At 43.2% G+C, this 22,307-nt stretch carries 19 protein-coding genes; 9 read left to right on the top strand and 10 right to left on the bottom strand.

The genetic code is table 11. The annotated features are described in order from the left end of the window. Position 1 precedes the first annotated feature (1 nt). The 3 genes from BM176_RS17640 to BM176_RS17630 are packed head-to-tail and all read right to left on the bottom strand — an operon-like array spanning position 2 to position 3,355. Positions 2-1,834: a type VI secretion system baseplate subunit TssF gene (locus tag BM176_RS17640; RefSeq protein ID WP_090105439.1), complete on the bottom strand. Its 1,833-nt coding sequence runs from the start codon at positions 1,832-1,834 to the stop codon at positions 2-4. Between the two features lie 10 nt (positions 1,835-1,844). Continuing rightward, on the bottom strand, positions 1,845-2,276 hold the full coding sequence (locus tag BM176_RS17635; protein WP_090105437.1) for a GPW/gp25 family protein: 432 nt from the start codon (positions 2,274-2,276) through the stop codon (positions 1,845-1,847). Positions 2,277-2,287: 11 nt separating this feature from the next. Beyond that, positions 2,288-3,355, bottom strand: coding sequence for a PKD domain-containing protein (locus BM176_RS17630; protein WP_143097846.1), 1,068 nt, complete (start codon positions 3,353-3,355; stop codon positions 2,288-2,290). A gap of 142 nt (positions 3,356-3,497) precedes the next feature. On the opposite strand from BM176_RS17630, the gene BM176_RS17625 reads away from it, so the two are divergent. The 5 genes from BM176_RS17625 (at position 3,498) to tssD (ending at position 7,706) form a co-directional block, all read left to right on the top strand. Next, entirely contained in the window at positions 3,498-4,454 is a 957-nt protein-coding gene (locus BM176_RS17625; protein WP_090105433.1) for a type VI secretion system baseplate subunit TssG, read from the top strand. Between the two features lie 66 nt (positions 4,455-4,520). After that, positions 4,521-5,375: a TssN family type VI secretion system protein gene (locus BM176_RS17620; protein WP_090105431.1), complete on the top strand. Its 855-nt coding sequence runs from the start codon at positions 4,521-4,523 to the stop codon at positions 5,373-5,375. Between the two features lie 25 nt (positions 5,376-5,400). Beyond that, the gene (locus tag BM176_RS17615) at positions 5,401-6,576 is read left to right on the top strand and encodes a hypothetical protein (RefSeq protein ID WP_090105429.1); all 1,176 of its coding nucleotides are present in this window, start codon (positions 5,401-5,403) and stop codon (positions 6,574-6,576) included. A gap of 40 nt (positions 6,577-6,616) precedes the next feature. Further along, a complete protein-coding gene (tssO, locus tag BM176_RS17610; RefSeq protein ID WP_090105427.1) occupies positions 6,617-7,129 on the top strand; it encodes a type VI secretion system TssO in 513 nt (170 codons plus the stop codon). Between the two features lie 190 nt (positions 7,130-7,319). Then, positions 7,320-7,706 carry a type VI secretion system tube protein TssD gene (gene tssD, locus BM176_RS17605; RefSeq protein ID WP_090105425.1) on the top strand — a complete coding sequence of 129 codons (387 nt, stop codon included), beginning with the start codon at positions 7,320-7,322 and terminating at the stop codon, positions 7,704-7,706. Between the two features lie 159 nt (positions 7,707-7,865). Here the strand turns inward: tssD and BM176_RS17600 are convergent, their stop codons facing one another. Next, positions 7,866-8,399, bottom strand: a complete 534-nt coding sequence (locus tag BM176_RS17600; protein WP_090105423.1) for a YceI family protein — start codon at positions 8,397-8,399, stop codon at positions 7,866-7,868. A gap of 204 nt (positions 8,400-8,603) precedes the next feature. Between BM176_RS17600 and BM176_RS17595 the strand changes: the two genes are divergently transcribed. Further along, on the top strand, positions 8,604-9,047 hold the full coding sequence (locus BM176_RS17595) for a DoxX family protein (protein WP_090105421.1): 444 nt from the start codon (positions 8,604-8,606) through the stop codon (positions 9,045-9,047). On the opposite strand, the gene BM176_RS17590 is transcribed toward BM176_RS17595, so the two are convergent. From BM176_RS17590 to BM176_RS17580, 3 genes are read right to left on the bottom strand one after another with little or no spacing between them, the layout of a single operon-like run. Next, a complete protein-coding gene (locus BM176_RS17590; protein ID WP_090105419.1) occupies positions 9,039-9,614 on the bottom strand; it encodes a Crp/Fnr family transcriptional regulator in 576 nt (191 codons plus the stop codon). The two genes, BM176_RS17595 and BM176_RS17590, sit on opposite strands and share 9 nt — an antisense overlap. Continuing rightward, entirely contained in the window at positions 9,614-10,561 is a 948-nt protein-coding gene (coaA, locus tag BM176_RS17585) for a type I pantothenate kinase (protein WP_090105417.1), read from the bottom strand. Before coaA ends, BM176_RS17590 begins: the two co-directional genes overlap by 1 nt. Before the next feature lie 37 nt (positions 10,562-10,598). Further along, on the bottom strand, positions 10,599-11,957 hold the full coding sequence (locus BM176_RS17580) for an NAD-dependent succinate-semialdehyde dehydrogenase (protein WP_090105415.1): 1,359 nt from the start codon (positions 11,955-11,957) through the stop codon (positions 10,599-10,601). 171 nt (positions 11,958-12,128) lie between these two features. On the opposite strand from BM176_RS17580, the gene BM176_RS17575 reads away from it, so the two are divergent. Continuing rightward, positions 12,129-14,960 carry a TonB-dependent receptor gene (locus BM176_RS17575; protein WP_177230440.1) on the top strand — a complete coding sequence of 944 codons (2,832 nt, stop codon included), beginning with the start codon at positions 12,129-12,131 and terminating at the stop codon, positions 14,958-14,960. 143 nt (positions 14,961-15,103) lie between these two features. On the opposite strand, the gene pyk is transcribed toward BM176_RS17575, so the two are convergent. Both pyk and pfkA read right to left on the bottom strand, forming a co-directional pair. Beyond that, positions 15,104-16,594, bottom strand: coding sequence for a pyruvate kinase (pyk, locus tag BM176_RS17570; RefSeq protein WP_177230439.1), 1,491 nt, complete (start codon positions 16,592-16,594; stop codon positions 15,104-15,106). 11 nt (positions 16,595-16,605) lie between these two features. After that, positions 16,606-17,586, bottom strand: a complete 981-nt coding sequence (gene pfkA, locus BM176_RS17565; RefSeq protein ID WP_090105409.1) for a 6-phosphofructokinase — start codon at positions 17,584-17,586, stop codon at positions 16,606-16,608. A 376-nt stretch (positions 17,587-17,962) separates the two neighbouring features. Here pfkA and BM176_RS17560 point away from each other — a divergent pair, with 376 nt between their 5' ends. Further along, positions 17,963-20,044, top strand: coding sequence for a prolyl oligopeptidase family serine peptidase (locus tag BM176_RS17560; protein WP_255373538.1), 2,082 nt, complete (start codon positions 17,963-17,965; stop codon positions 20,042-20,044). 253 nt (positions 20,045-20,297) lie between these two features. Beyond that, positions 20,298-21,194 carry an SDR family oxidoreductase gene (locus BM176_RS17555; protein WP_090105407.1) on the top strand — a complete coding sequence of 299 codons (897 nt, stop codon included), beginning with the start codon at positions 20,298-20,300 and terminating at the stop codon, positions 21,192-21,194. An 86-nt stretch (positions 21,195-21,280) separates the two neighbouring features. Here BM176_RS17555 and BM176_RS17550 read toward each other — a convergent pair whose 3' ends face one another. Next, positions 21,281-22,258, bottom strand: coding sequence for an HU domain-containing protein (locus tag BM176_RS17550; RefSeq protein WP_143097845.1), 978 nt, complete (start codon positions 22,256-22,258; stop codon positions 21,281-21,283). Positions 22,259-22,307: the final 49 nt, after the last annotated feature.

Below are 22,307 nucleotides of genomic sequence, written 5' to 3'. Positions count from 1 at the left end.
TTTACATTAATACCTCATTCATGTAAATTCTATATGGATAATTGTTCGCAGAATTCTCCTGCAACTGTGTTAGTAATTCATCTTTCAGATATGCAAGGCTGCCCGCTGTATAATGCTCTGCCGGTTTGGACAGCTTGATTTTTATATCCAGTGTACGACTATACCCTTCAGTGATCCCCGGTTGTACAGAAACACCCTTTGAAATAGATACATCCCGAAGTTCTTTCCCAAGTACATAACGGCACAATGCTTTAATATCTTCTGGTGTAACAATGCGGTTACGGCTTAACAGGTGGTAACGGTACAGATTGATTTTCTCATCTATATTCAGCCTGTCTTTTCCTCCCTGTGTGTTAGACAGTAAGGTGATACTACCAGGTTGAGACTGTATACTGCCATACTCCTGTAAGCGGCTACCCATGCGGATATTGTTGGCAACACTGCCATTGGTGGTGTAAAATTCCGTAAAGAGGTAATCTGCATTCTCATGTGGTTTTATCATGAGGTAGGGAATATTTCCCCGGTTGGTGCCCGGTTGTAATTGTTCTTCCAGTGAAGCTATCAGTTGATGGAGTTCCCGCATTCTGCTGGCAACATAATCATTCCTTACTTCTTCAAACATGGAACTTTCATCACGTATTACTTCTATCAGGTAGGCAATGATCTCCTTTGCTTCCCTGGAATCAAATCTGCCAATACCGCTGCTGCGGATCACAAGTTCTCCTTCCTGCATTTCGCCCGCTGTAGCAAAGTTGCGAACGTGATAATCAAAACCTGAAGCATCATATACCCGTTTCACATCGAAATAGATATCAGCTGTATTGAGAGGCATGATATTCAGGTAACGGTTCAGTCTTTGCGACTGCTCATTTACTTTTTTATTGATTACCGGGAAGCTGTTGATACTACAGAACAGATCTTCCAGTAATGAATGGCGGATAGTTTCCGGAAATTCTACGCGGATCCAGCAAACATCATTGTTAAACCGGCTGAAACTGTTTCCAAATATCTTTTGCAAACCAGCAGGTGCAGCTGAAGTAACCGGCAGAGGCAGAGTACTGGTAACCGTCAGGAAATGACGGCGGTAGCGCTGTAGAATCTGCTGACTGTAACGGGTGTTGGTATCAAATGCAGGTTGCATAATTGCCTCAAGATCTTCTTCTGCAGTTGCCCGGCTATGACTATAGCCACTTTTTACGGTCAGTTCTGTATCACCTATAAAAACGCGCGACAAGGGGAGGTAGTAGTAAAACATTTCCTGTTGATGCACATTACGGAGATCGAAGAAAAACGATAGCCCTTCCAGGGAAGCCGGTGAACCTTCCAGGTTTAGTCCCAGCCACAGATGATTGGGCGGCGTATCCGACTGGAGGGTGCCTTGCAATACCTGTTCCTTGAACCAGTTTTCCCTGCTTTCAAATAATTTATTGCCAATGGCAATATAGCGTACTTGCCCACGGAACAGGCGATGTTGTGCCAGCGGCATAAAGAAAAGGTCCTGACTGTTAAAGCCGTTCCTTAGAGTATAAAAAAACTGGTGTTCCGGTGTAAGTATGGTGGTGGTTTCATTGCTTCCCGCATGTAGAATGCCAAAGGAAGGCTGACTGCTGGTAATCGGTTCCGGCATCATGATCTGTGCAAGCCTTTCCACCAGCCGGGCATGTGAAACATCTACTTCTCCCGAGATCTTTTCAAGTTCGCTGGAACAGGCTTCCAATAACAATTTTACAACAGGGTCAAAGGAGGTTTCTACTTCCGCATCCGGATATCCCCAAAGCCTTGCAGCAGTTTTCAGCATCCGGTCTTTTATTCTCTCTTTTTGTTCTTTAGGCATAACATTTAGTTTAATCGTAGGACAATGGGCTTACGTAGAAAAAGCTGTTGTAAAGAAAGGGGGTTTTATTTCGTGCCAGCACACCGGTAACAGTCACTTTAATTTTCTTTTTCACTTTTCGGGCGGTGGCAGAGGGGAATTCTTCCTGGCTCACAATGGCCATTACCCTGATCTGTGACAGTCTTTTTTCGTAACGTGTAATTGATGCTTTGATAGATAGTTCTACCTGTTCTTTCACTTCATTGTTAGACGCACGAATGTCAAAATCAGAATCCCATAGCTGGCAGCCATATTGCGGATCATCTTTGTTCTCTCCCAATACCGTAGTAATGAGCAGTTGTATATGCTGTGCCACAGAATCTTCAAGATTACAATCAGGAAGATCCTTTTTTTGCAGCATGCGGGAAAAATCCAATGGCAGTTTATAATACTGGTTCTTCATGTATTGAAGGGTTAAAATATTCCCAGGAATTTCTTATCGTATCTGATACGGATTTCTTTCACACAGCCATTCTGATCTTTGATCAGGTTCACCAGTTCTATTTTGAATCGTTTCTTACCACGGATGCGGGAACAGAAATGTGAGAAGGAATCAGTATCCTTATCATTCAGTAATACCCGCGCATTCAGGTTCTCACAGAGGAAGGGGGAGAAGTCGCCCGCATTCTTTTGTTTATCGATCACCTGGGTAAGCATATATTTAAATTCGTCATCTGAAATAGTGGGTGTTTTAGGCTTTTCCGGCACCGGTTGTGCCCCGGCGGCAGGATCAGCTGGTTTTTCCGGTTCAGGGAAAGGCATGGGCTCAAAATGGTCATTACGACGGGCTGCCTGTGCGGGGAATACCTGGATATGTTTCGTAACCATTTTGCTGGTATCTCCGTCAACGATCAGTGTCAGGATTCTTTCCCCTGGTGTAGCGAATGTATAGGAGACGGTTTTACCTGAATGGGTTTCTGCACCCCTCTGTAACAGTCGCCATTGCCATTTTGAAGCACTGGAATTGTTGCTGTAAGTAACTGCGCGCCCGGCAAGTACTTCCGAAGGGCCTTCTATCACAGGGAAGAGATCTGATGTTGCGGGTGGTGTATTATCCGGTACCGCATTTAATATAATCACTTCCTGATGCCAGCTGCACTTGCCCTTTAGTAATGTTATCGTATAATTACCTGCTTTATTAAAAGCGTGGTATACCTGCAAACCCTGTGCCTGTTCGGTAGAATCACCGAAATCCCAGGAAATATCACTACGGATTTTACCTGCATTCTCTGCCTTAAAAGTGATCACTTCTCCCGTAGTAAAGGAAGTGCGTTTCCCGGCGTGTTGCTGACTGGACAAATGAATGCTTGCCAGACTGCAGTCTTCCCTGCCGGAAATCTGGAAGGCCAGTATTACAATACTAATGGCCAGTAGCGAAAGGAACGTATACAATACCATCGGGTCTATATGGCTTGTTATTTTGCTAAATGGTCTGTACGTATTTACTTTTCGCTCGTTTGTTGACGACTTGCGTGGGGTCATGGGTTATTAGGTTTTTCGTATTTATGCAATTTTAAATATTTTTTTAGATAAATTGCCAAACAACATACATTCGCTTTTGAAATTTTAACATTTGGATTGCGAAATGTAACCCTGGACAGGAGAAACCTAAATTAACCCGCTGATGGTAAACAATGCCCAAAAAGCCGCAGTACTCGAAGAAGTAATAGACCATATCAGGCGTTTGCATTACGATGTACGTGCCGAAGTTGTTGTAGGAGAATTGCTGGATAATAATGTTGCCGAAGATGAAGTAGCTGTGCAGATGCAGAATGTTTTCACGCGTGCTTTTAATAAAGATATTTTAGATGCACAACTGGATGATTCACAGCCCTATCATCCATTTATTACACTCACATTGTCCCGCGATGGTCTGTACGACCGCCTTCCGGAAGGATTATTTCATGAATTCACACCTCAGAAACAACAACGTGGAGTGAGTGAAATGGTAGCCAGTTATAAAAAGCAGCAACAGGAACAACAGCAGGCACGAAAATTTTTCCGTCCCATAGAACATGAATTCTTTTTGCAACGTGTATTCCTGGAGCAGCGTGAAAAACATCTGCTATTTGATGCTTTCGGAAAAGATGCTGATGAGTTATTCCTTTCCTTTTGGGGAATCCCGGAAGGATTACCACATGTGGCCGTGAACAGACTGATAAAACTGATACCATATATTCATCGTATTGCAGGAAATTTGCCACTGGTAAAACTCTACCTGGAGGCTATCCTGGACGAACCCGTGGATGTTGTTGCCGGGAACGGATTAGCTGCCGTACCTGCAGATAAGCAGGTAGATTTAGGAGAGTGCCGGCTTGGAATAGATACGATGACCGGAAACATGTTTTATACGGATATGCCCCGTGTAAAAGTAACGATAGGTCCGCTGCAACATCTGCGTACATACGATTTTTTACCCTGGCAGTCCTACGGCAGATTACTGGAAGTTTGTCTGGGCTTTTTGCTACCGGCAGATGTGGAAGTGGAAACGGTGCTGGAACCACATCCGGAAGAAAAAAAGGTAGTTGTCGCTGATAACCAGTCTAAAGAAGGAATTATGGGATATAATTTTTATCTCTGAGGATTAAATGGAACTATTTTTGCATCTAAATAACACTTTACCCGGTTTAACCCTATTGGAATAACTATGATGATCAAGGCAAAAATCTACTTTGTGCTGGCAGGAATAATAGCTATCGGAGCATTGATAGTAATGTTTCTTAGCCGTTATATTAAGAACTTTTCGTTATATAAAAGAAAGGCATTGTGGTACCTGGCAGGAATGACGTTGGCGTATGGCGTAATCAGTTCAATTCCTTTTCTGTTTACTCATCAGAACCTGATGAACCAGTACCTTTTTTACCAGGTTTGGTTTCTGGGGCTGGGAGTGGTACACTGTAATATCATGTATACACGTTTCTGGGCAAACGAAGATTCTCTGGGCTCTGAGCTGGCTTTTATTGTGGCCATCTGGTTGTTTGGCGGGGTTGCGTTTCTCCTGGTACAATATCTCTTCACCAAAGGAGATTTCCTGTACTACCCCATGCTTACCTGTTTGTTTGCTTTTGTATTGCCCACTTTTGTATACAAGACTTTTGAGAGGATGATGGCCATTCCGGCCAGGTTGCATAAATGGTGGCAGTATCCTGCATATCAGAATTTGCCGGAAGTGAATGAAGAAGAAATGAGAGACATCATTGTGATAGGCTTTGAGCTTGAAAAGAATATCCATGATGGGGACCGTACATATTTCAGAGCACGTACACCCATCAAGATGGACCTGGGAGACCTGTTCTATCACTTTATCAATGACTATAACGACCGGTATCCGAATACACCCATTGATGTCCTGGATGCCAACGGACAGCCTTATGGCTGGGTGTTCCATCTCAAATCAAGATGGCTGGGTACAGCCAGTACACTGGATCCTGAAAAACCTGTATTTATGAATGGTATGAGAGAGAATAGTGTAGTCATATGCAGCAGAATGGTAATCAACTAAGTCGATAAATTTTAAATCCCCATCCATGGCAGAGCCACTTAAACATTTTCCCGTTAACTGGGTTGATGGCATGAAAATAAAGAAACAGCATTTCATTGATACAGAAAATGCGATGCTGGATCAGATAAGAGATGCTATTTCCAGTAGATTGCATGCACAGAATTATGGCCTGCTGCCCGCTAAAGCAGAAAGCAAGGAATCCCTTCGTTGCTGGTTTGTAACAGATAATCAGCAGCAATGGCGTATTAAATTAACAGAATGCCGGGCGGTAACACCCGGTGGTGCACGTATTGAGATCCCTGAACATACAGTGCATTCATTGAAATATTCAACTACTTTTCCTGAAGCCGTATACAATTGGGACCCTCAGCATACAGAGGGTGTTTACTATATACTTATTCAAGTAAATCCGTTTGACCGTCAGCCAAGCGGAGAACCTTTATTACAGGAAGATCCTCCGCGTTTGCCTTACGCCACACCTGAATACCAGTTATATGTAACACCTGCATCGCAGCTGCCACAAGGCCAGCTGGGCAGTTACCAGATGATACTGGGACGTATTACGACAACAGATGCACGGCCTCAGCTGGATGATGATTATATTCCACCGTGTTCAATGGTGGCATCACATCCTGCACTGACAGATCTTCACCAGGAACTGGATCAGTTCCTTGGTCAGCTGGAATTGTACGGCGTGAATATTATACAGAAAATATATGCACGCAATCAGAATAACGATCTGGCACAAGTGGTTTTATATATCACGGAAAAGGTAACGCAGTACCTGAGTACGCGGATCTCTCAATTCCGCTGGCTGGGCCTCTATCAATCGCCCGCAGCTATGCTGGAAGTTGTAGCAGGATTATCACGTACAATGAAAAATGCAATCGATCAGCGTGCCAGTGCGGGTAAAGAAGAGTTGCTGAATTATTTTTCAGAATGGTGTGAACTGCGGCAGGGTGAACTGGAAGCGTTGATGGTAAACTGTGCCAATATCCGTTACAAACATATTGATGTGAGAGAATGCCTGCAACCTATGATTCCTTTTGTACGTGCAATCAACAAGCTATTTGAAAGCCTTAGCAGGCTGGATTATATTGGTCGTAAAATGGACAGTGGCATATTTGTAAAAGAAGAGTCTGCAGAAGATGCTGAATATATCCGTAAGCATAAAACCAAACGATGGTTCTTTACAGATTAAAAATCAATGATCCCGATATATTAATCTAACAATACATTACATGCGCGTACTTAATAAACGTGAAAGGACCACAGCATTCTTATGGTTCCTGTTATTTTTTGTAGTAACTACCGGCCTCTTTGTACTGGCCATCTTTTTTAATTTCCAGGTACCTTCCAGGGAAAATACGGACCTGCGTAAACAGTTAAGCACATTCCGCCAGGAACAGGCTTTCCAGGCCGATTTTCTGCAAAAGATGGACAAGGTGAGGAATAATCTTGACTCTATAAATCTGCCTAATCAGAATGCGAATTATATAGATCAGGTAATTGCACAGGATCTGGTAAATATGCGTAATTCTATACCTAAAGATGCTGTAAGTCACTATGGATTATACATTAATATCATCCAGAATTATTTGTTATTGCAACAAAGCAAACAACAATTAAGAGGGTTGCAAAATGCGCAACAAAGTATTGCAGAATTAAAGGAAAAGATTACTGATTTAAGTAAGGAGTTAGAGAATGCGCGTAGTGAGCTCGATTACAACCGGCAGATATTACGATCACGCTAGGTGCGAAGCTCAGGGCTATTCTTCATATTATAAAAGAAATAAATTACTTAAAATTTAATGTGTTAAAGTCCTCTTTCGTATAGCCTCTAACCTTGTCTATACAGGATAAATATTTTATTTTTGATTCATAATTATATAAATAGTTTTTTAATTGGTTTTTTCTTTATTGGTAACCTTAAACATTTAACCCATGTCCTTCAAATCAGTGTTTGAAGTAGCTGGAAAAAAGTTAGTGGTAAAACACTGCAGCTACGACCTCACCCAAGAAGTAGATGCTACCGGCCGCCCATCCGCAATAACCCGCGGAGGCCGCATCCGTTTAGTTGTTGAATCTACTGGTGAAACTGACCTCTTTGAATGGATGGTGAACAACTTTGAAAGAAAAGATGGCACCATTACCTTCTACAAAAGAGACACAGATTCGAAATTGAAAGAACTTTCCTTTAAGGAGGGTTATCTGGTGAAGTTTGAAGAGTCTTTCGACTCAGATAACCCAAACCCGATGACAGTTGCTTTCACAATCTCTGCCCGCGAATTAAACATGGGCAACGCGAAACATGTCAATGAGTGGGTATGATTTGTTAATCAAAATTATGCCTCAAAGCCCCGGACAATGTTCCGGGGTTTTTTGTTTGAAACATAGCTTAAACAAGGCATTGTTACAATCATTCATTAATAAAAAAGAGAGCATCAAAATATGATACTCTCTTTTTTATTAATGAATGATATGTATTTGTTACGGATGTACTGGTACAGTTACTTCCAGTTTGATTATATCATCTACTTTTCCTCCGGGACTACCAATACCAAAATCAGTACGGTTCACATCAAACTTACCTGAAAACGTTCCACCGTTCCCGTTCCTGGCAAATGTAAAAGGGATTGTTATTTCTTTCTTCACACCATGCATCTCCAATGTTCCTTTTGCACTATAGCCATTACCCGCTTTGGTGATTTCTTTCGATGTGAATGTAATCACAGGATATTTCTTTGCTTCAAACCAATTACCACCTTTTGCATGCGTATTTTTTAAACCGTTTCCTGTATTGATAGAAGCTACATCTATCGTTACATTGAATTTTGAAGCAGCCAGGTTCTTTTCATCAAAAGAAATATCTCCCTTTAATGTTTTGAAGATGCCGGAAGCTCCGGAAGCGGAGAATTTAACAGAATAACCATCGCCGATTTTCCAGTCTTGCGCAGCTGCAAAAGTAAATGCCGATGCCAGAATAATTAATAAGGCGGCTACGGGATAAAGTGCTCTTTTCATTGTTGCTCGTTTTATATTTGGACAAAAGTATCAGATTAATGGAGTTACTGCAAAAAGGATACCTATAAATAATTGTTAATACCTGGAAACTAACAAATGTTAGTCCGCCGGGTAAGTTAAAACCTGACCTTTGTTAAGAATCAATGCGATATACTCACTTGCATTGAATATGTTAAAACTGAATTTTTGCTAAAAATCAATACAATGGCTTTCTTATCAGGCTTATTGTTAATTGGATTATTACTCCTTTTAACAGGCACTATTACAGATCTTTCTTACCTGCAGCAATGGGATAATGATGCCCGCCTGGCTGCCGCGATAATGTTTATATTGATAGGAGGCATGCACCTTGCCAAACCACGCAAACTCACCTACATGATTGAAGGGTGGTTACCCTATACTGTTGAACTGGTTATTATTACCGGCATTTTCGAAATTATCGGAGGAGCTGGGTTGCTGTTTCCTGTCACACAATTATACGCTGTGTGGGGATTATCCATTTTACTGATCTGTATGTTTCCTGCTAATATCCGTGTGGCGGTAAAAAACCTTCCTCCTCCGGGCGGATTACCGGCAAAACCCTGGTATACCTGGAGCAGACTGGTGTTTCAACCGGTATATATTCTATGGTTGTGGTTATTACTTTAGATTTTTTCTGATCCTGCTTAAGCTCTCCGGTTCAATGCCCAGGTAAGAAGCAATATATTTTACAGGAATCTGTTGTACTATTTGCGGATGTTCATTCAGTAGTTGCAGGTATCTTTCCTGTGCGGAATATTGAAGAAATGATAATTCACGGTGATACTTGCGCAAGTACTGGTACTCTGCCAATAGCCTGCCTGTCCGTTCCACCTGATGATCTTTACGATACAACGCCTGCAAGTCATCGTAATAAAATGCAAAGCCTGTTACCGGTGTTATAGCCTGTAAACTTACAGCCGAAGGAGTTTGTGTAATGAATGAAGCATAAGCTGTAGAGAACTGTCCTGCAAAGGCAAAGTCCAGGCTTACTTCTTTATCGGCATTTGTAGCAAATACCCGTACAATGCCTGACGTAATAAAATAAATAGCTGTAGATATTCTGCCGGAATGAGCAAGATAATCACCGGTATCGAAATGTACTTCCTGCAGTAAAGGTTCGAACAGATGCCAGCTTCCGGCAGCAAGACGATCCAGTTGCAGCAGTGCGTTTTTCACAACAGTGGTATCCGGCATTATGTTTTTCTCAGTTTGAGCGACTGTACAAAATGATGACTTCCTTTTTCCAATATCAGGCTGGCCCGGAAGCGTGTGGGCATAATGTTTAATTCCAGATTTGGTTTATTGATTTCATTCCATATTCCAGCAGCAAAATCTTCAGACTCTTTATCTGAAAGATGTGCATACCTGTGAAAATAAGATTCCGGATTCTGGAAAGCTGTTTTACGCAATGACTTAAAACGTGCAATGTACCATTCCTGCAAATCCCTTTCTTCAGCATCCACATAAATGGAAAAGTCGAAGAAGTCAGATACGAAGATGGCAGGCTCTTTTTGTAACTGCGGTTGCCGTGGTCTCACCTGTAATACGTTTACGCCCTCTACAATCACAATATCAGGCGATTCTACCCACTGTAATTCGTTTGGAAGTATATCATATTCAAGATGGCTGTATACAGGCGCAGATACCTTTTCTTTGCCCGATTTCACGTTCGCAAGGAACTGGATCAGTTTGCGGATATCATAACTTTCAGGAAAACCTTTACGGTTCATAATGCCTTTTTGTTCCAGCACCCGGTTCGGATACAGGAAGCCATCTGTGGTAACAAGATCTATCCGCGGATGATTCGGCCAGGCGGCCAGCAGCCGTTGCAGTACACGGGCCGTGGTACTTTTCCCTACAGCCACACTGCCGGCAATACCTATGATGTATGGTACTTTCAGGATCTGGCTACCCAGAAATCTGCTGGTAGTAGCATGTAATTCCTGTGCAGCAGTCACATACAGGTTTAACAACCGCGATAGCGGAACATATATCTGCGTGATTTCTTCTGTTGTTAACGGCTCATTCAACCCATGAAGCGTGTCTATGTCTTTTAACAAATATAACATAGGATCATCGCTTCTCTTTGCCCATTCTTCACGTGTGATAGTGATATAGGGAGCATAATTATTCCTGGTCATACAGATTTTGTTGCCTGTTTGCGATAATTTGAGGCTGCTAAGCTATATAAACCGTTTTAACATTCAAAAATTCATGTGTGCCTTCTATGGATAACTCCCTGCCATAACCGGATTGTTTCACACCTCCAAAAGGCAGCCGGGCGTCGGAACGCACCATGGCATTAATAAATACATTGCCACTTTCGATCTGCGAAGCCAGTTTTTTCGCTTTTTCCAGGTCTGTGGTCCACAGGGCTGAGCCAAGGCCAAAAGGTGTCTGGTTGGCCAGCTGGATGGCATGCTGTTCATCGTTGGCCGTAATAATCACAGCCAGCGGACCGAAAGTTTCTTCATCAAAGGCCGTCATACCGGCAGTTACTCCCGTGAGTAGGGTGGGAGCGAAGTTGGCATTATCCTGTTTGCCTCCCAGAGCCAGGGAAGCCCCCTGGGCAACTGTTTTGCGCATTTGTAATGCCAGTTCGGCAGCAAGATCCGGTCTTGCCATAGGTCCCATATTTGTATCAGGATGGAAAGGATCTCCCTGTTTTACTTGTCCCAGCAGCTGACTAACCCTGTCTGTGAAATTATCAAGTATTGATTTTTCTACTATCCAGCGTTTGGCAGCAATACAGGATTGTCCTGCATTTTGCATGCGTGCTTTCACCGCAATCTTTGCGGCCTCTTCTATGTTAGCATCCTTTAACACAATGAAAGGATCACTTCCACCAAGTTCCAGTACTGTCTTTTTAATGTATTTACCTGCCAGTTGTGCCACACTCATACCGGCAATTGTGCTGCCTGTAAGTGTTACTCCCTGTATGCGGGTATCAGCTATCAGCGGTTCTATATTTTTGGAATTGACCAGCACCGCCTGGAAAGTACCTTCCGGAAAACCAGCTTCCAGGAAAAGCTTTTCTATAGCCAGTGCACAACCGCTTACATTGCTGGCATGTTTGAGCAGGCCGGTATTACCCGCCAGGATATTTGGAATGGCAAAACGAAACACCTGCCAGTAAGGGAAATTCCAGGGCATAATTGCCAGCACAATACCCTTGGGTTCGTAGGCTACATAACTTTGCTGCGCATCGGAAAGCACTGCTTTAAATTGTAGCATCTCTGTAATATGTTGTGCATAATATTCCGCAGAATCGGCACATTTCAGTACTTCTGCCTTTGCCTCTCTCAATGTCTTTCCCATCTCCCGGGTAATGATAGCTGCATGTTCATCCGCCTGCACTTTTAATAAAGCTGCAAGTTTTATCATTCGGTTGCAACGTTCCTGTAAGGGGGCATTTCTTGACTGGCGGAAGGCCTGATATCCCCATGCAAGACGTTGTTCTATTTCAGCTTCAGTATGTGCTGCATATTCTGCAATGGTTTCCTGCGTGTATGGGTTAATACTTTTGAAAGTACTCATATAACGGGTTTAATATTTACCGGCAATAGCTATGCCGTACCATAAAATGTAAATGTAAGGCATCTGCCTATAATCCATTTTTAGAAAACAATTCAAGCTCTGTTGTTGTTGTTGTCTATGTACAATATCTGGAAAATGTTTATATTTAGACATAACCCAAACAAACTTTATATGTCAACGAAAAGTCTAAATCTATTAGCAGTACTGCTGTTGTTCTGCTTTTCCGTTTCGTATGCACAGAAACAAAAAATCACAGGTAAGATTACTGATGCAACAACGGGTGTTCCTCTGGAAGGTATTACTGTCCGGGTTAAATTAACCAATACTGGCACACTTTCAGGTAAGGAAGGTGCCTATTCTATTGATGCTAAAAGTGATGATGTACTCGAAATAAGTGCTATCGGTTTTATTGCACAATCGCAGCCTGTAAATGGCCGTACGGTTATAGATATTCAACTTGTATCTACAGTATCTGAACTAAACCAGGTAGTACTGGTTGGTACACGTGGAGGTGGTAGAGCTAAAACGGAAACGCCTGTACCAGTAGATATTATCAGTCTTGCTCAGTCATCATTACCCACAGCAAAAATGGATCTTACCGCTGTGCTGAATATGGCCGCTCCATCTTTCAACTACAATAAACAAAGCGGAAGTGATGGTGCCGATCAGATAGACCTGGCCACACTAAGAGGCCTTGGTCCAGATCAGACGCTGGTACTCGTAAATGGTAAAAGACGCCATCAGACCGCTTTTGTGGCAGTGTATGGTACCCGTGGCCGTGGTAATTCCGGTACCGACCTGAATGCCATTCCCGAAGCATCTATCGATCGTGTGGAAATACTGCGTGATGGTGCTTCTGCACAATATGGTTCCGATGCTATTGCGGGTGTAATCAATATCATCCTGAAAAAAGATATTAATCACCTCTATATGAATGTTGGTTATGCCGGTTATTATGATCATAAGTACAATACTTATTTTGGCCGGGATCAGAACCAGTATAAAAGCAGTAATCCTATAGATGGTAATGCCGGTACATTCGGGATCAGCTATGGCTTACCGCTGGGCAAACAAGGTGGGTTCATTAATTTCTCCGGTAATTTCATGGTGCAGGGTAAAACCTACAGGCAGGCGCTGGATACTAATCTTACCCATAAAGATGGTCTCCCTGTCAATGTAGTGAGAAGGTCTAACGGCGATGCATCTAAAACTACCGGTGGTGGAATGATTAACCTGGAAGTTCCTTTTGCAAATGGCAAAACCACTTTTTATGCTTTCGGCGGGTACAATTATAAGTCGTCCGATGCCTATGCTTACACCAGAACCTTACATGGATATAATCCGCTTTCCAGTGGCCACGCTGACCGCTTTCCTACAGATGCGAACGGTAATGTGATTTTCCATCCGGATATTATGTATTCAGTAACAACACCTGGTGGTGGATTAGCTGATACCGTATATGATCCGCATATTCAAACGCATATCAGTGATGTATCTGCTGCTGTAGGCATAAAAGGAGAATTGGGGAATAACTGGAACTGGGATCTGAGTAATACACTCGGCAGGAACAACTTCCACTTCTATGGCGATAAAACATTCAATGCTTCACTGGGGGCCAGTACTCCTACTCATTTTGATGATGGTGGTTTCTCCTTTTTGCAGAATACTGCTAACCTGACCTTTTCCAAAGAGATCCCTACAGTTGCTGCAGGATTGAACCTGGCATTCGGTGCGGAATACCGTTACGAAAATTATAAGATTTACGCCGGAGATGAGGCTTCATACACCAATTACGATCCCGCTTTCATTAAAGCTACTGGCGCCCAGGGTTTCCCCGGATACAGGCCCAGTGATGTTGTGAGTGCAAACCGTTCTAATATTGGTGGTTTTGTAGATGCAGAACTGGATGTGACTAAAAAATGGTTAATTGGGGCAGCTATAAGGGCAGAAAACTATAGTGACTTTGGCTTCACAAGCAATTACAAACTGGCTTCCCGTTATAAGCTGGCACCGGGCTTTAACATCAGGGGATCTATCAGTACAGGCTTCCGTGCTCCATCACTGCAACAGATCAATTATAGTTCACAGTATACGAATGTACAGGGTGGTACCATATCAGAAGTGAAAATAGCTCCTAATTATAGTCCTATTACAAAAGCTGCGGGAATCCCGGATCTGAAACAGGAAAAATCTGTCAATGCAAGCCTTGGCTTCTCGTGGAAACCACTGAGTGAATTAACGATTACCATTGACGGTTATCTGGTGAAGGTGAAAGACAGAATCGTATTATCCGGACAATTCAACGCAGGTGATACTACACTGGCGCCGGCATTCTATAACGCTCTGAATGATCTGCACATTGATAATGCACAGTTCTTTGCCAATGCTGTTAATACAACCAACACTGGATTGGATCTTGTGATAGATTACAATAAGCGTTGGGATAACAAACATTTCAGGGGATTATTTACCAGCAATATTCAGCACATGAGTATTGATGAAATAAATGTACCTGATGCCCTGAATGATAGTTACCTGCACAGGAAAGAGTTTTTCAGTGACCGTGAAGAGAAATTTGTACTTGCATCCGCACCTCCGGTAAAGCTGGGTGTTAACCTGGAATACGGGGTAAATAAACTAAGCGTAGGTACTCATCTCACTTATTTCGGTAAGATAGAACTGTTGGGTTATGGTTACTCCGGAGATCTTGCCGGTACTGGTATCAATCCGCAGGTAGGACTGGATGCTGATGGTACGCTGGTACCAGAGTTGTTTAAGTACAAAGGAAAGATGGTTACTGATGTTTATGCCAGTTATAAATTCTGCAAACATCTTACCTGGTTTGTGGGAGCCGATAATATTTTCAATGTACATCCTGATCTTGGTTATGTGCCCGGAGCCAAACTCTCTGCATTTGACGGAGAAGCAGGTGGTGCCTGGGATCCCGTTCAGATGGGCTTCAATGGTATCAGGCTCTTTACAAGAGTAGTGATGAACTTCTGATAAACAAATACATTCTGCAAATAAAAATGCTCCTGACGAGACTTTCATTAAGCAACTCTGTCAGGAGCATTTTCTTTATAACAATTCATAAGAAAACCCGGCTTTTTTGAGCCGGGTTTTACAAAATAAAATATTATAAAGACTTACTCAATCACTTTAGTAATCTTAATAGTATTAGTAGGCAGGTGTTCTTTAACAGGAGTACTACCTGTATTAACCACTACATCATCTACTTTCAAGAATCCTCTTTCTTTCAGGATATTGATCTGATCTGAGATAATATCATCAAGACTTTCTTCTTCACCGTAATAGAAAGCGCGTACACCCCAGCTAAGGCTCAGCTGATTAACCAGTGACCTTTCTTTAGTGAATACATACAGCGGAGAGCGTGGACGGTAGCTGCTCAGCATAAAGCCGGTATAACCGCTTTGCGTCATACCTATCAGTGCATCAGCATCCAGGTCTTCCGCCATTTTACAGGCATTATAACACAGTGCATCGCTCAGGAAGGTAGGAGAGTGACGGTGAGGAATCAGGTTACGGTTATAAACGATATCCTCTTTTTCAACTTCGTCAATGATTTTCTTCATAGTCTGGATTACCAGCTCAGGGAATTGTCCGGTAGCGGTTTCTCCACTCAGCATTACTGCATCAGCACCTTCCAGAACAGCGTTCGCTACGTCAGTGATTTCGCTACGGTTAGGACGGGTACGATCAATCATGCTTTCCATCATCTGGGTAGCAACGATTACCGGTTTCGCGCGGTGAATACATTTGCGGATGATATCTTTCTGGATCATTGGAATCTGCTCAACCGGCAGTTCAACACCCAGGTCACCACGTGCAATCATAACGCCATCACTTTCCCAGATAATTTCTTTCAGGTTTTTGATAGCTTCTGGTTTTTCGATCTTCGAGATGATCTTCATCTTCGAATTACGCTCTTTCAAACGTTTGCGAAGCAGCATCAGGTCGTCTACGTGTCTAACAAAGGAGAGGGCAACCCAGTCACATTCGTTATCGATGATGAATTCCAGGTCAACAACATCTTTTTCTGTCAGTGCAGGCAGTGATACGTTGGTATCTGGCAGGTTGAATCCTTTCTTGGAAGAGAGTACACCCGGGAAAGAAACTTCAGCTTTGATTTCGCCGGCTGCAGTTACTTCTTTTACGATGGTTTCGATCTTACCGTCATCCAGCAGGATTTTCTGACCAGGTTTGATATCCTTGTGAAGGTCTGGATAAGAAACGTATATTTTAGTTGCATTACCTACCACTTTCTCGTTCACAAAAGTCAGGATCTGACCAGGAACCAGTGGTAAAGCATTGTTTTCAATTTCACCAACACGCAGTTTAGGTCCCTGTAAGTCGGCCAGGATGGCTACGTTATAAGGTTCTGTGGCGTTGATCTGGCGGATCAGCTTAATGATACGCAGCTTATCCTCGTGAGAGCCATGTGAAAAATTCAGACGGAATACATTAACGCCGGCCTTTACAAGTGCCAGTAATCCTTCATAGGTATCGCATGCAGGTCCAACTGTTGCTACGATCTTGGTTTTGTGCTGGGAATGTGCTTTGGAAGCCGTATGGTCCATCTGTTTGTTTACGTATTTCGATAAATCGTTTGTACTCATAGCTCTATTTTTTAACTCGCAAGTATTTTAACAATCTTTAACCATTCAGGATCAATGTGTTCTTTTGCTTTAATAGCCTGTTCCAGCGGAGTGTACTGTATTTTGTTATTTACAATACCCACCATTACATTGGAAGTGCCTTCCAGCAATGCTTCTACGGCAGCATAACCCATGCGGCTGGCCAGGATTCTATCCTGGCAGGTAGGAGAACCTCCACGCTGAATATGCCCCAGGATAGTTACACGGGTATCCAGCTGAAGGCATTGTTCCTTAATCTGACGGGCCACTTCTTCAGCACCACCAGTAGTTGAACCTTCTGCTACTACAATGATATTCACCATTTTACGGCGGCGTTCATTTGCCTGCAGATCTTCAATGATATCCTGTACGTCAATCAGGTGCTCCGGTGTCATGATATGTTCCGCACCGGTAGAAATACCGCTGTGCAGGGCGATGTAACCAGCATCACGCCCCATCACTTCTATTATAAATAAACGGTCATGTGCATCAGCTGTATCGCGGATCTTATCGATTGCATCTACAGCAGTGTTCACGGCAGTATCAAAACCAATAGTAAAATCGGTACCGGCAATGTCTTTGTCGATGGTACCGGGTAAGCCTATACAGGGAATATCGAATTCCTGGCTCAGCTTGTAGGCTCCGTTAAAGGAACCATCCCCGCCAATTACTACCAGGCCGTCAATGTTGTGTTTCTTAAGATTTTCGTAAGCTTTTTTTCGTCCCTCGTACTCGTAGAACTCTTTGCAACGGGCGGTTTTGAGAATGGTGCCTCCTCGCTGGATAATGTTGGCTACAGATTTGGACTCCAAGGGAAAAATCTCGTTCTTCAGCATTCCCCTGTAACCATACATAACACCATACACATTTAGCTGATGGTAAATTCCCGTCCTTACAACGGCACGAACAGCAGCATTCATGCCCGGCGCATCCCCGCCTGAAGTTAGGACTGCAATGTTATTAACTTTTTTCATAGTTATGTTTATTTCCCTCTCTACGTTTTTATCTATGGATTCAGGGAATCCCCTTACGTTGATTTGTTCACTTTTATACCCTGATATCCCCCGAACGTGTCATAAACGCATTCTCCAACTCACGGCTTCCTTTTTTACACATCAACAGGTTTTTTCCTGAGAATCACGCTGCTTATGCATAAATTGCTAAAAAATACCAAACGGGCGCACAAAAATAACATTTTGCCTTTTGTTTCTAATAGTATTCTGATGAATTAAGTAAAAATTTCAATTTTAGTTAACCAACACACAACTTTTTTTAAAAAATACACATATGTATAATTTAAATACAGCAAGAAAAACAAAAATCATATCCTTCTTTACTATTTTGACTTTTATGACAACCGGAACAGTAATGGCTCAACGATCAGGCATCAGCTACCCACAAACCCGTAAAACGGATGTTACGGACAATTATCATGGTACTTCCATAGCAGACCCTTATCGCTGGCTGGAAGATGATAACAGTGCTGACACTAAAGCCTGGGTAAAAGAAGAGAACACAGTTACACAGTCGTACCTTGCAAAGATACCCTTTCGTGAGGCTATTAAAAAACGCCTGGAGGTACTGTGGAATTATCCCAAGGTAGGTGCGCCCTTCAAAAAGGGAAACTGGTATTATTTCTATAAGAATGATGGCCTCCAGAACCAGGCCGTATTATACCGCCAGCAAACACTGGATGCCCCTCCAGAGGTATTCATTGATCCCAATAAGCTGTCGGCGAACGGTACCGTAGCCCTTGGCTCCGTTGCCTTTTCAAAAAATGGAAAATATGTAGCCTACCTGCTGGCAAAGGCCGGTTCCGATTGGCAACAGGCATTCATCATGGACGTGGAAACAAAAGGAATGCTCTCCGATTCCCTGAACTGGATCAAGTTCAGCGGCCTCTCCTGGCGTGGTGATGGGTTCTATTATAGCCGCTACGACCAGCCCGACGAATCCAGCAAGCTCTCTAAAAAGAACGAATACCATAAAGTATATTACCATAAGATTGGTACCCAGCAGGAACAGGATGAACTGATCCACCAGGATAAAGAACACCCGCTGCGTAACGCCGGCCTGGGAGTTACCGAAGACGAACGCTTCCTGATCCTACACCTGTCAGAAGGTACTTCCGGTTCGGAATTGTGGTACCGGGATATGAAAGATCCGGCACAAACGGATTTTCGTCTGCTGGTAAAAGGCTTTGATTACGAACCTTCTGTGATCGATAACGACGGAGATAAATTGCTGGTTCTCACCAACCAGGATGCACCTGATTATAAAGTGGTACTGGTAGATCCCAAACATCCTGAAAAGGAAAACTGGAAAGTGATTATCCCGGAAAAGAAAGAAGTACTCCAGAGTGTAGGCACTGCCGGAGGCTGGTTATTCCCCAATTATCTGAAAGATGCCTCTACCAGGATCTATCAATACAGCTATAACGGAAAACAGGAACGGGAAATAGTTCTGCCTGGTATAGGCACCGCTGCCGGCTTTGGCGCAGAGAAAAAAGACAAAGAGCTGTTTTACAGCTTTACATCTTATGTATCTCCCGGAATGGTATATAAATATGATCTTGCTACAGGCAAGTCTAGCCTGTACAGCAAACCAGAAGTGAAATTTAACCCGGAAGATTACGAGACTAAACAGGTATTCTTTAATAGTAAAGATGGAACACGTGTTCCCATATTCCTGTCTTATAAAAAAGGAATGGTGAAAAATGGAGATAACCCTGTATTGTTATATGGTTACGGTGGATTCAATATTCCGCAAACACCCGGGTTCAACGTATCTAACCTGTTCTTTATGGAACAGGGAGGGATCTTTGCAGTAGTATGTCTGCGTGGTGGAAGTGAATATGGAGAAGCATGGCATAAAGCTGGGATGATGGAACATAAACAGAATGTATTTGACGACTTTACCAGTGCTGCAGAATTTCTGATAAAAGAGAAATATACTGAGCCAAGCAGAATTGCTATCCGTGGAGGTTCCAACGGCGGACTGCTGGTAGGTGCCTGCATGACCCAGCGTCCGGATTTGTTCAAAGTAGCACTGCCGGCAGTGGGAGTAATGGATATGTTACGCTTCCAGTTATTTACTATCGGTTGGGCCTGGGTAACTGAATACGGCAGTAGCGAGAAACCCGAGCAGTTTAAATACCTGCTGAAGTATTCTCCGCTGCATAATCTTAAACATGGTACGCGTTATCCTGCCACCCTTGTCACTACTGCCGATCATGATGATCGCGTGGTACCTGCACACTCCTTTAAGTTTGCGGCTACCTTACAGGAAGCGAATGCCGGTCCCAACCCAACGCTTATACGTATAGATACGCAGGCAGGGCATGGTGCAGGGAAGCCTACTTCCAAGCTGATAGAAGAGGCTACGGATATCTGGGCATTTACCATGTTTAATCTGGGGATGACTGTAAAATAATCGGGCTCCGAAAGATCCGGAGGCTTTAAAGTAAGAAGGGTGCATCAATAATTTGGTGCACCCTTTTTCTATTTGGAGACATGTAGTCGTTTAAGTAATTCCCATATTGAGTTCTCATTACTTTGCAATAACATATAATTTTAGTGTGCATCTGTTTAAACGTACAGACTACAAAACTCCCAACTACTCTATTATTACTCCCGTGGACTACCAACTTTTTTATTGTGATTGATAAAATCAGTAATTTACTGTTATGAAGGTATTAATAACAGGAAGTAATGGATTACTGGGCCAACATCTGATTCCGGTCTTTTTGCAAGACAGCCGGTATACAGTCGTCGCAACAGGAAGAGGCCCTAACCGCCTGCCCGCTCAGGAAGGATACACATATGAAGCAACGAACCTGCGTGATGCGACCAGTGTAAATCATTTGCTTGAAAAGCATCAGCCGGACGTATTGATCCATGCGGCTGCAATGACGCAGGTAGATGATTGTGAACGTAACAAAGATGCATGCTGGGACATCAATGTAAGTGCTACACGTTACCTCTTGCAGGCAGCGGAAAAGTATCCCAAAACATTCTTTGTATTCCTGTCTACCGACTTTGTATTTGATGGTCTGGGAGGTCCTTATTCGGAAGAGGATGCTGTGAATCCTATCAGTTATTATGGTGCCAGCAAAGTTGCAGCAGAGCGCCTGGTAAGGAATAGCAAACTATCCTGGGCAATTGTACGTACCGTACTGGTATATGGTATAGCAGCAGATCCTAAACGCAGTAATATTATCACCTGGGTAAAGAATAACCTGGAACAGGGTAAGAAACTAAAAGTAGTAATAGATCAGTGGCGTACTCCCACCCTTGTACAGGACCTTGCAGAAGGTTGTAAGCTGGTAGCTGATAAGAAAGCCACAGGTATTTATCATATTTCCGGAAGCGAAACCCTCACGCCTTACGAAATGGCCGTACAGACTGCCGGATATTTCAAACTTAACCCACAAATGCTGGAACAGGTAGACGCAAAAACATTCGCGCAGCCAGCCAAACGCCCCGCAAAAACAGGTTTTGTGATAGACAAGGCTGTAAAAGATTTAGGCTATAAACCCCATAGCTTCGAAGAAGGACTGGATATCGTTGCGAAAGAGATCTGATTGGCAGATATGATCAAAAAGCAGCAGCCTGTTTGATCATATTACAGATAAAACAGGCTGCCGGAAAATTTAAAGTTGTAAGGACCCTAATATTGTAAAACTACTTTTCCTTTATACTCCTTTGCCACAGAGTCTTTTAATCTTGTTGTATCTGCCCGGATACTGCGAAGAGGTGCTGCAATTTTAAAAACTGTAGAATCTCCTGTAGTATAGAGCAGTTGTACGTTCTGTTTCCATAAGTCCTTGCGTTTGGCATACTTGTCATCTGCCTTTTTGCGGTCATGGAATGTTTCAATCACTGCATAGTAGTCTATTGTATCTTCTCCTGCCGGTACTACGGATGCCCGGGGAAGGGTATCCGCTTGCTGAACATCTTTCTGAATAGCCATTGTATCTACAGCAGCAGCCTCCGCTGCAGTCTGACTGGCATTTTTATCCTGTTGCTCGGCCAGCCACCAGATAAGTGCTGCAAACAGGATGGCACCTAGAGGAGCTCCTATCCACCACCAGCGAAAACTGGAGGGAGTTTCAGGGAAGGCCGGATAATCCTGAATATCCTGCACATCCTGCATAGGAGAGGTATGATCTGGCGAAGCGGTTAAATGATTTGTTACCTGCTGCCCAACTACCTCTTTATCGCCCACAGTGATCTTATGACTGGCATCTGGCCGGATCACAGGTTTCACATGCAGCGTATCCCATGTCAGGGGCTGCGCTTCGGGTGTAAAGGAAATAATCCCGATAGTATTGGCCTGTAATTGCCCCACTCCAGGTATCAGCATTGGCCTGCCGGTTTGCAGGGTTGCTTTGAATTCCTCAATGTATTTGTCCATTTTCAGCCGCGCAATAGATAGCATAAGATGTTCCTTATGCGCTATCCATTCAGCGCATCTCCCATCATCTGCCCAGGTCTCCTCAAAAATGATCTTTTCTCCGGGAGCCTCAATGGTATTGTTGGTTACATCATAACGCGCGGGCGTATGCTGAACTGTAAACGTCCCTATTTTGGGGAGACTGCACGTATGCTGTCTATATAAAACTTCCTGTATGTATTGCTGTAGCACCAAGTATTGTAAATATTCCTATTATGAAATGACTCAAACATATAAATGG

Source organism: Chitinophaga sp. CF118 (assembly GCF_900112615.1).
GTDB lineage: Bacteria > Bacteroidota > Bacteroidia > Chitinophagales > Chitinophagaceae > Chitinophaga.
This window is presented reverse-complemented; position numbering and strand designations above follow the sequence as displayed.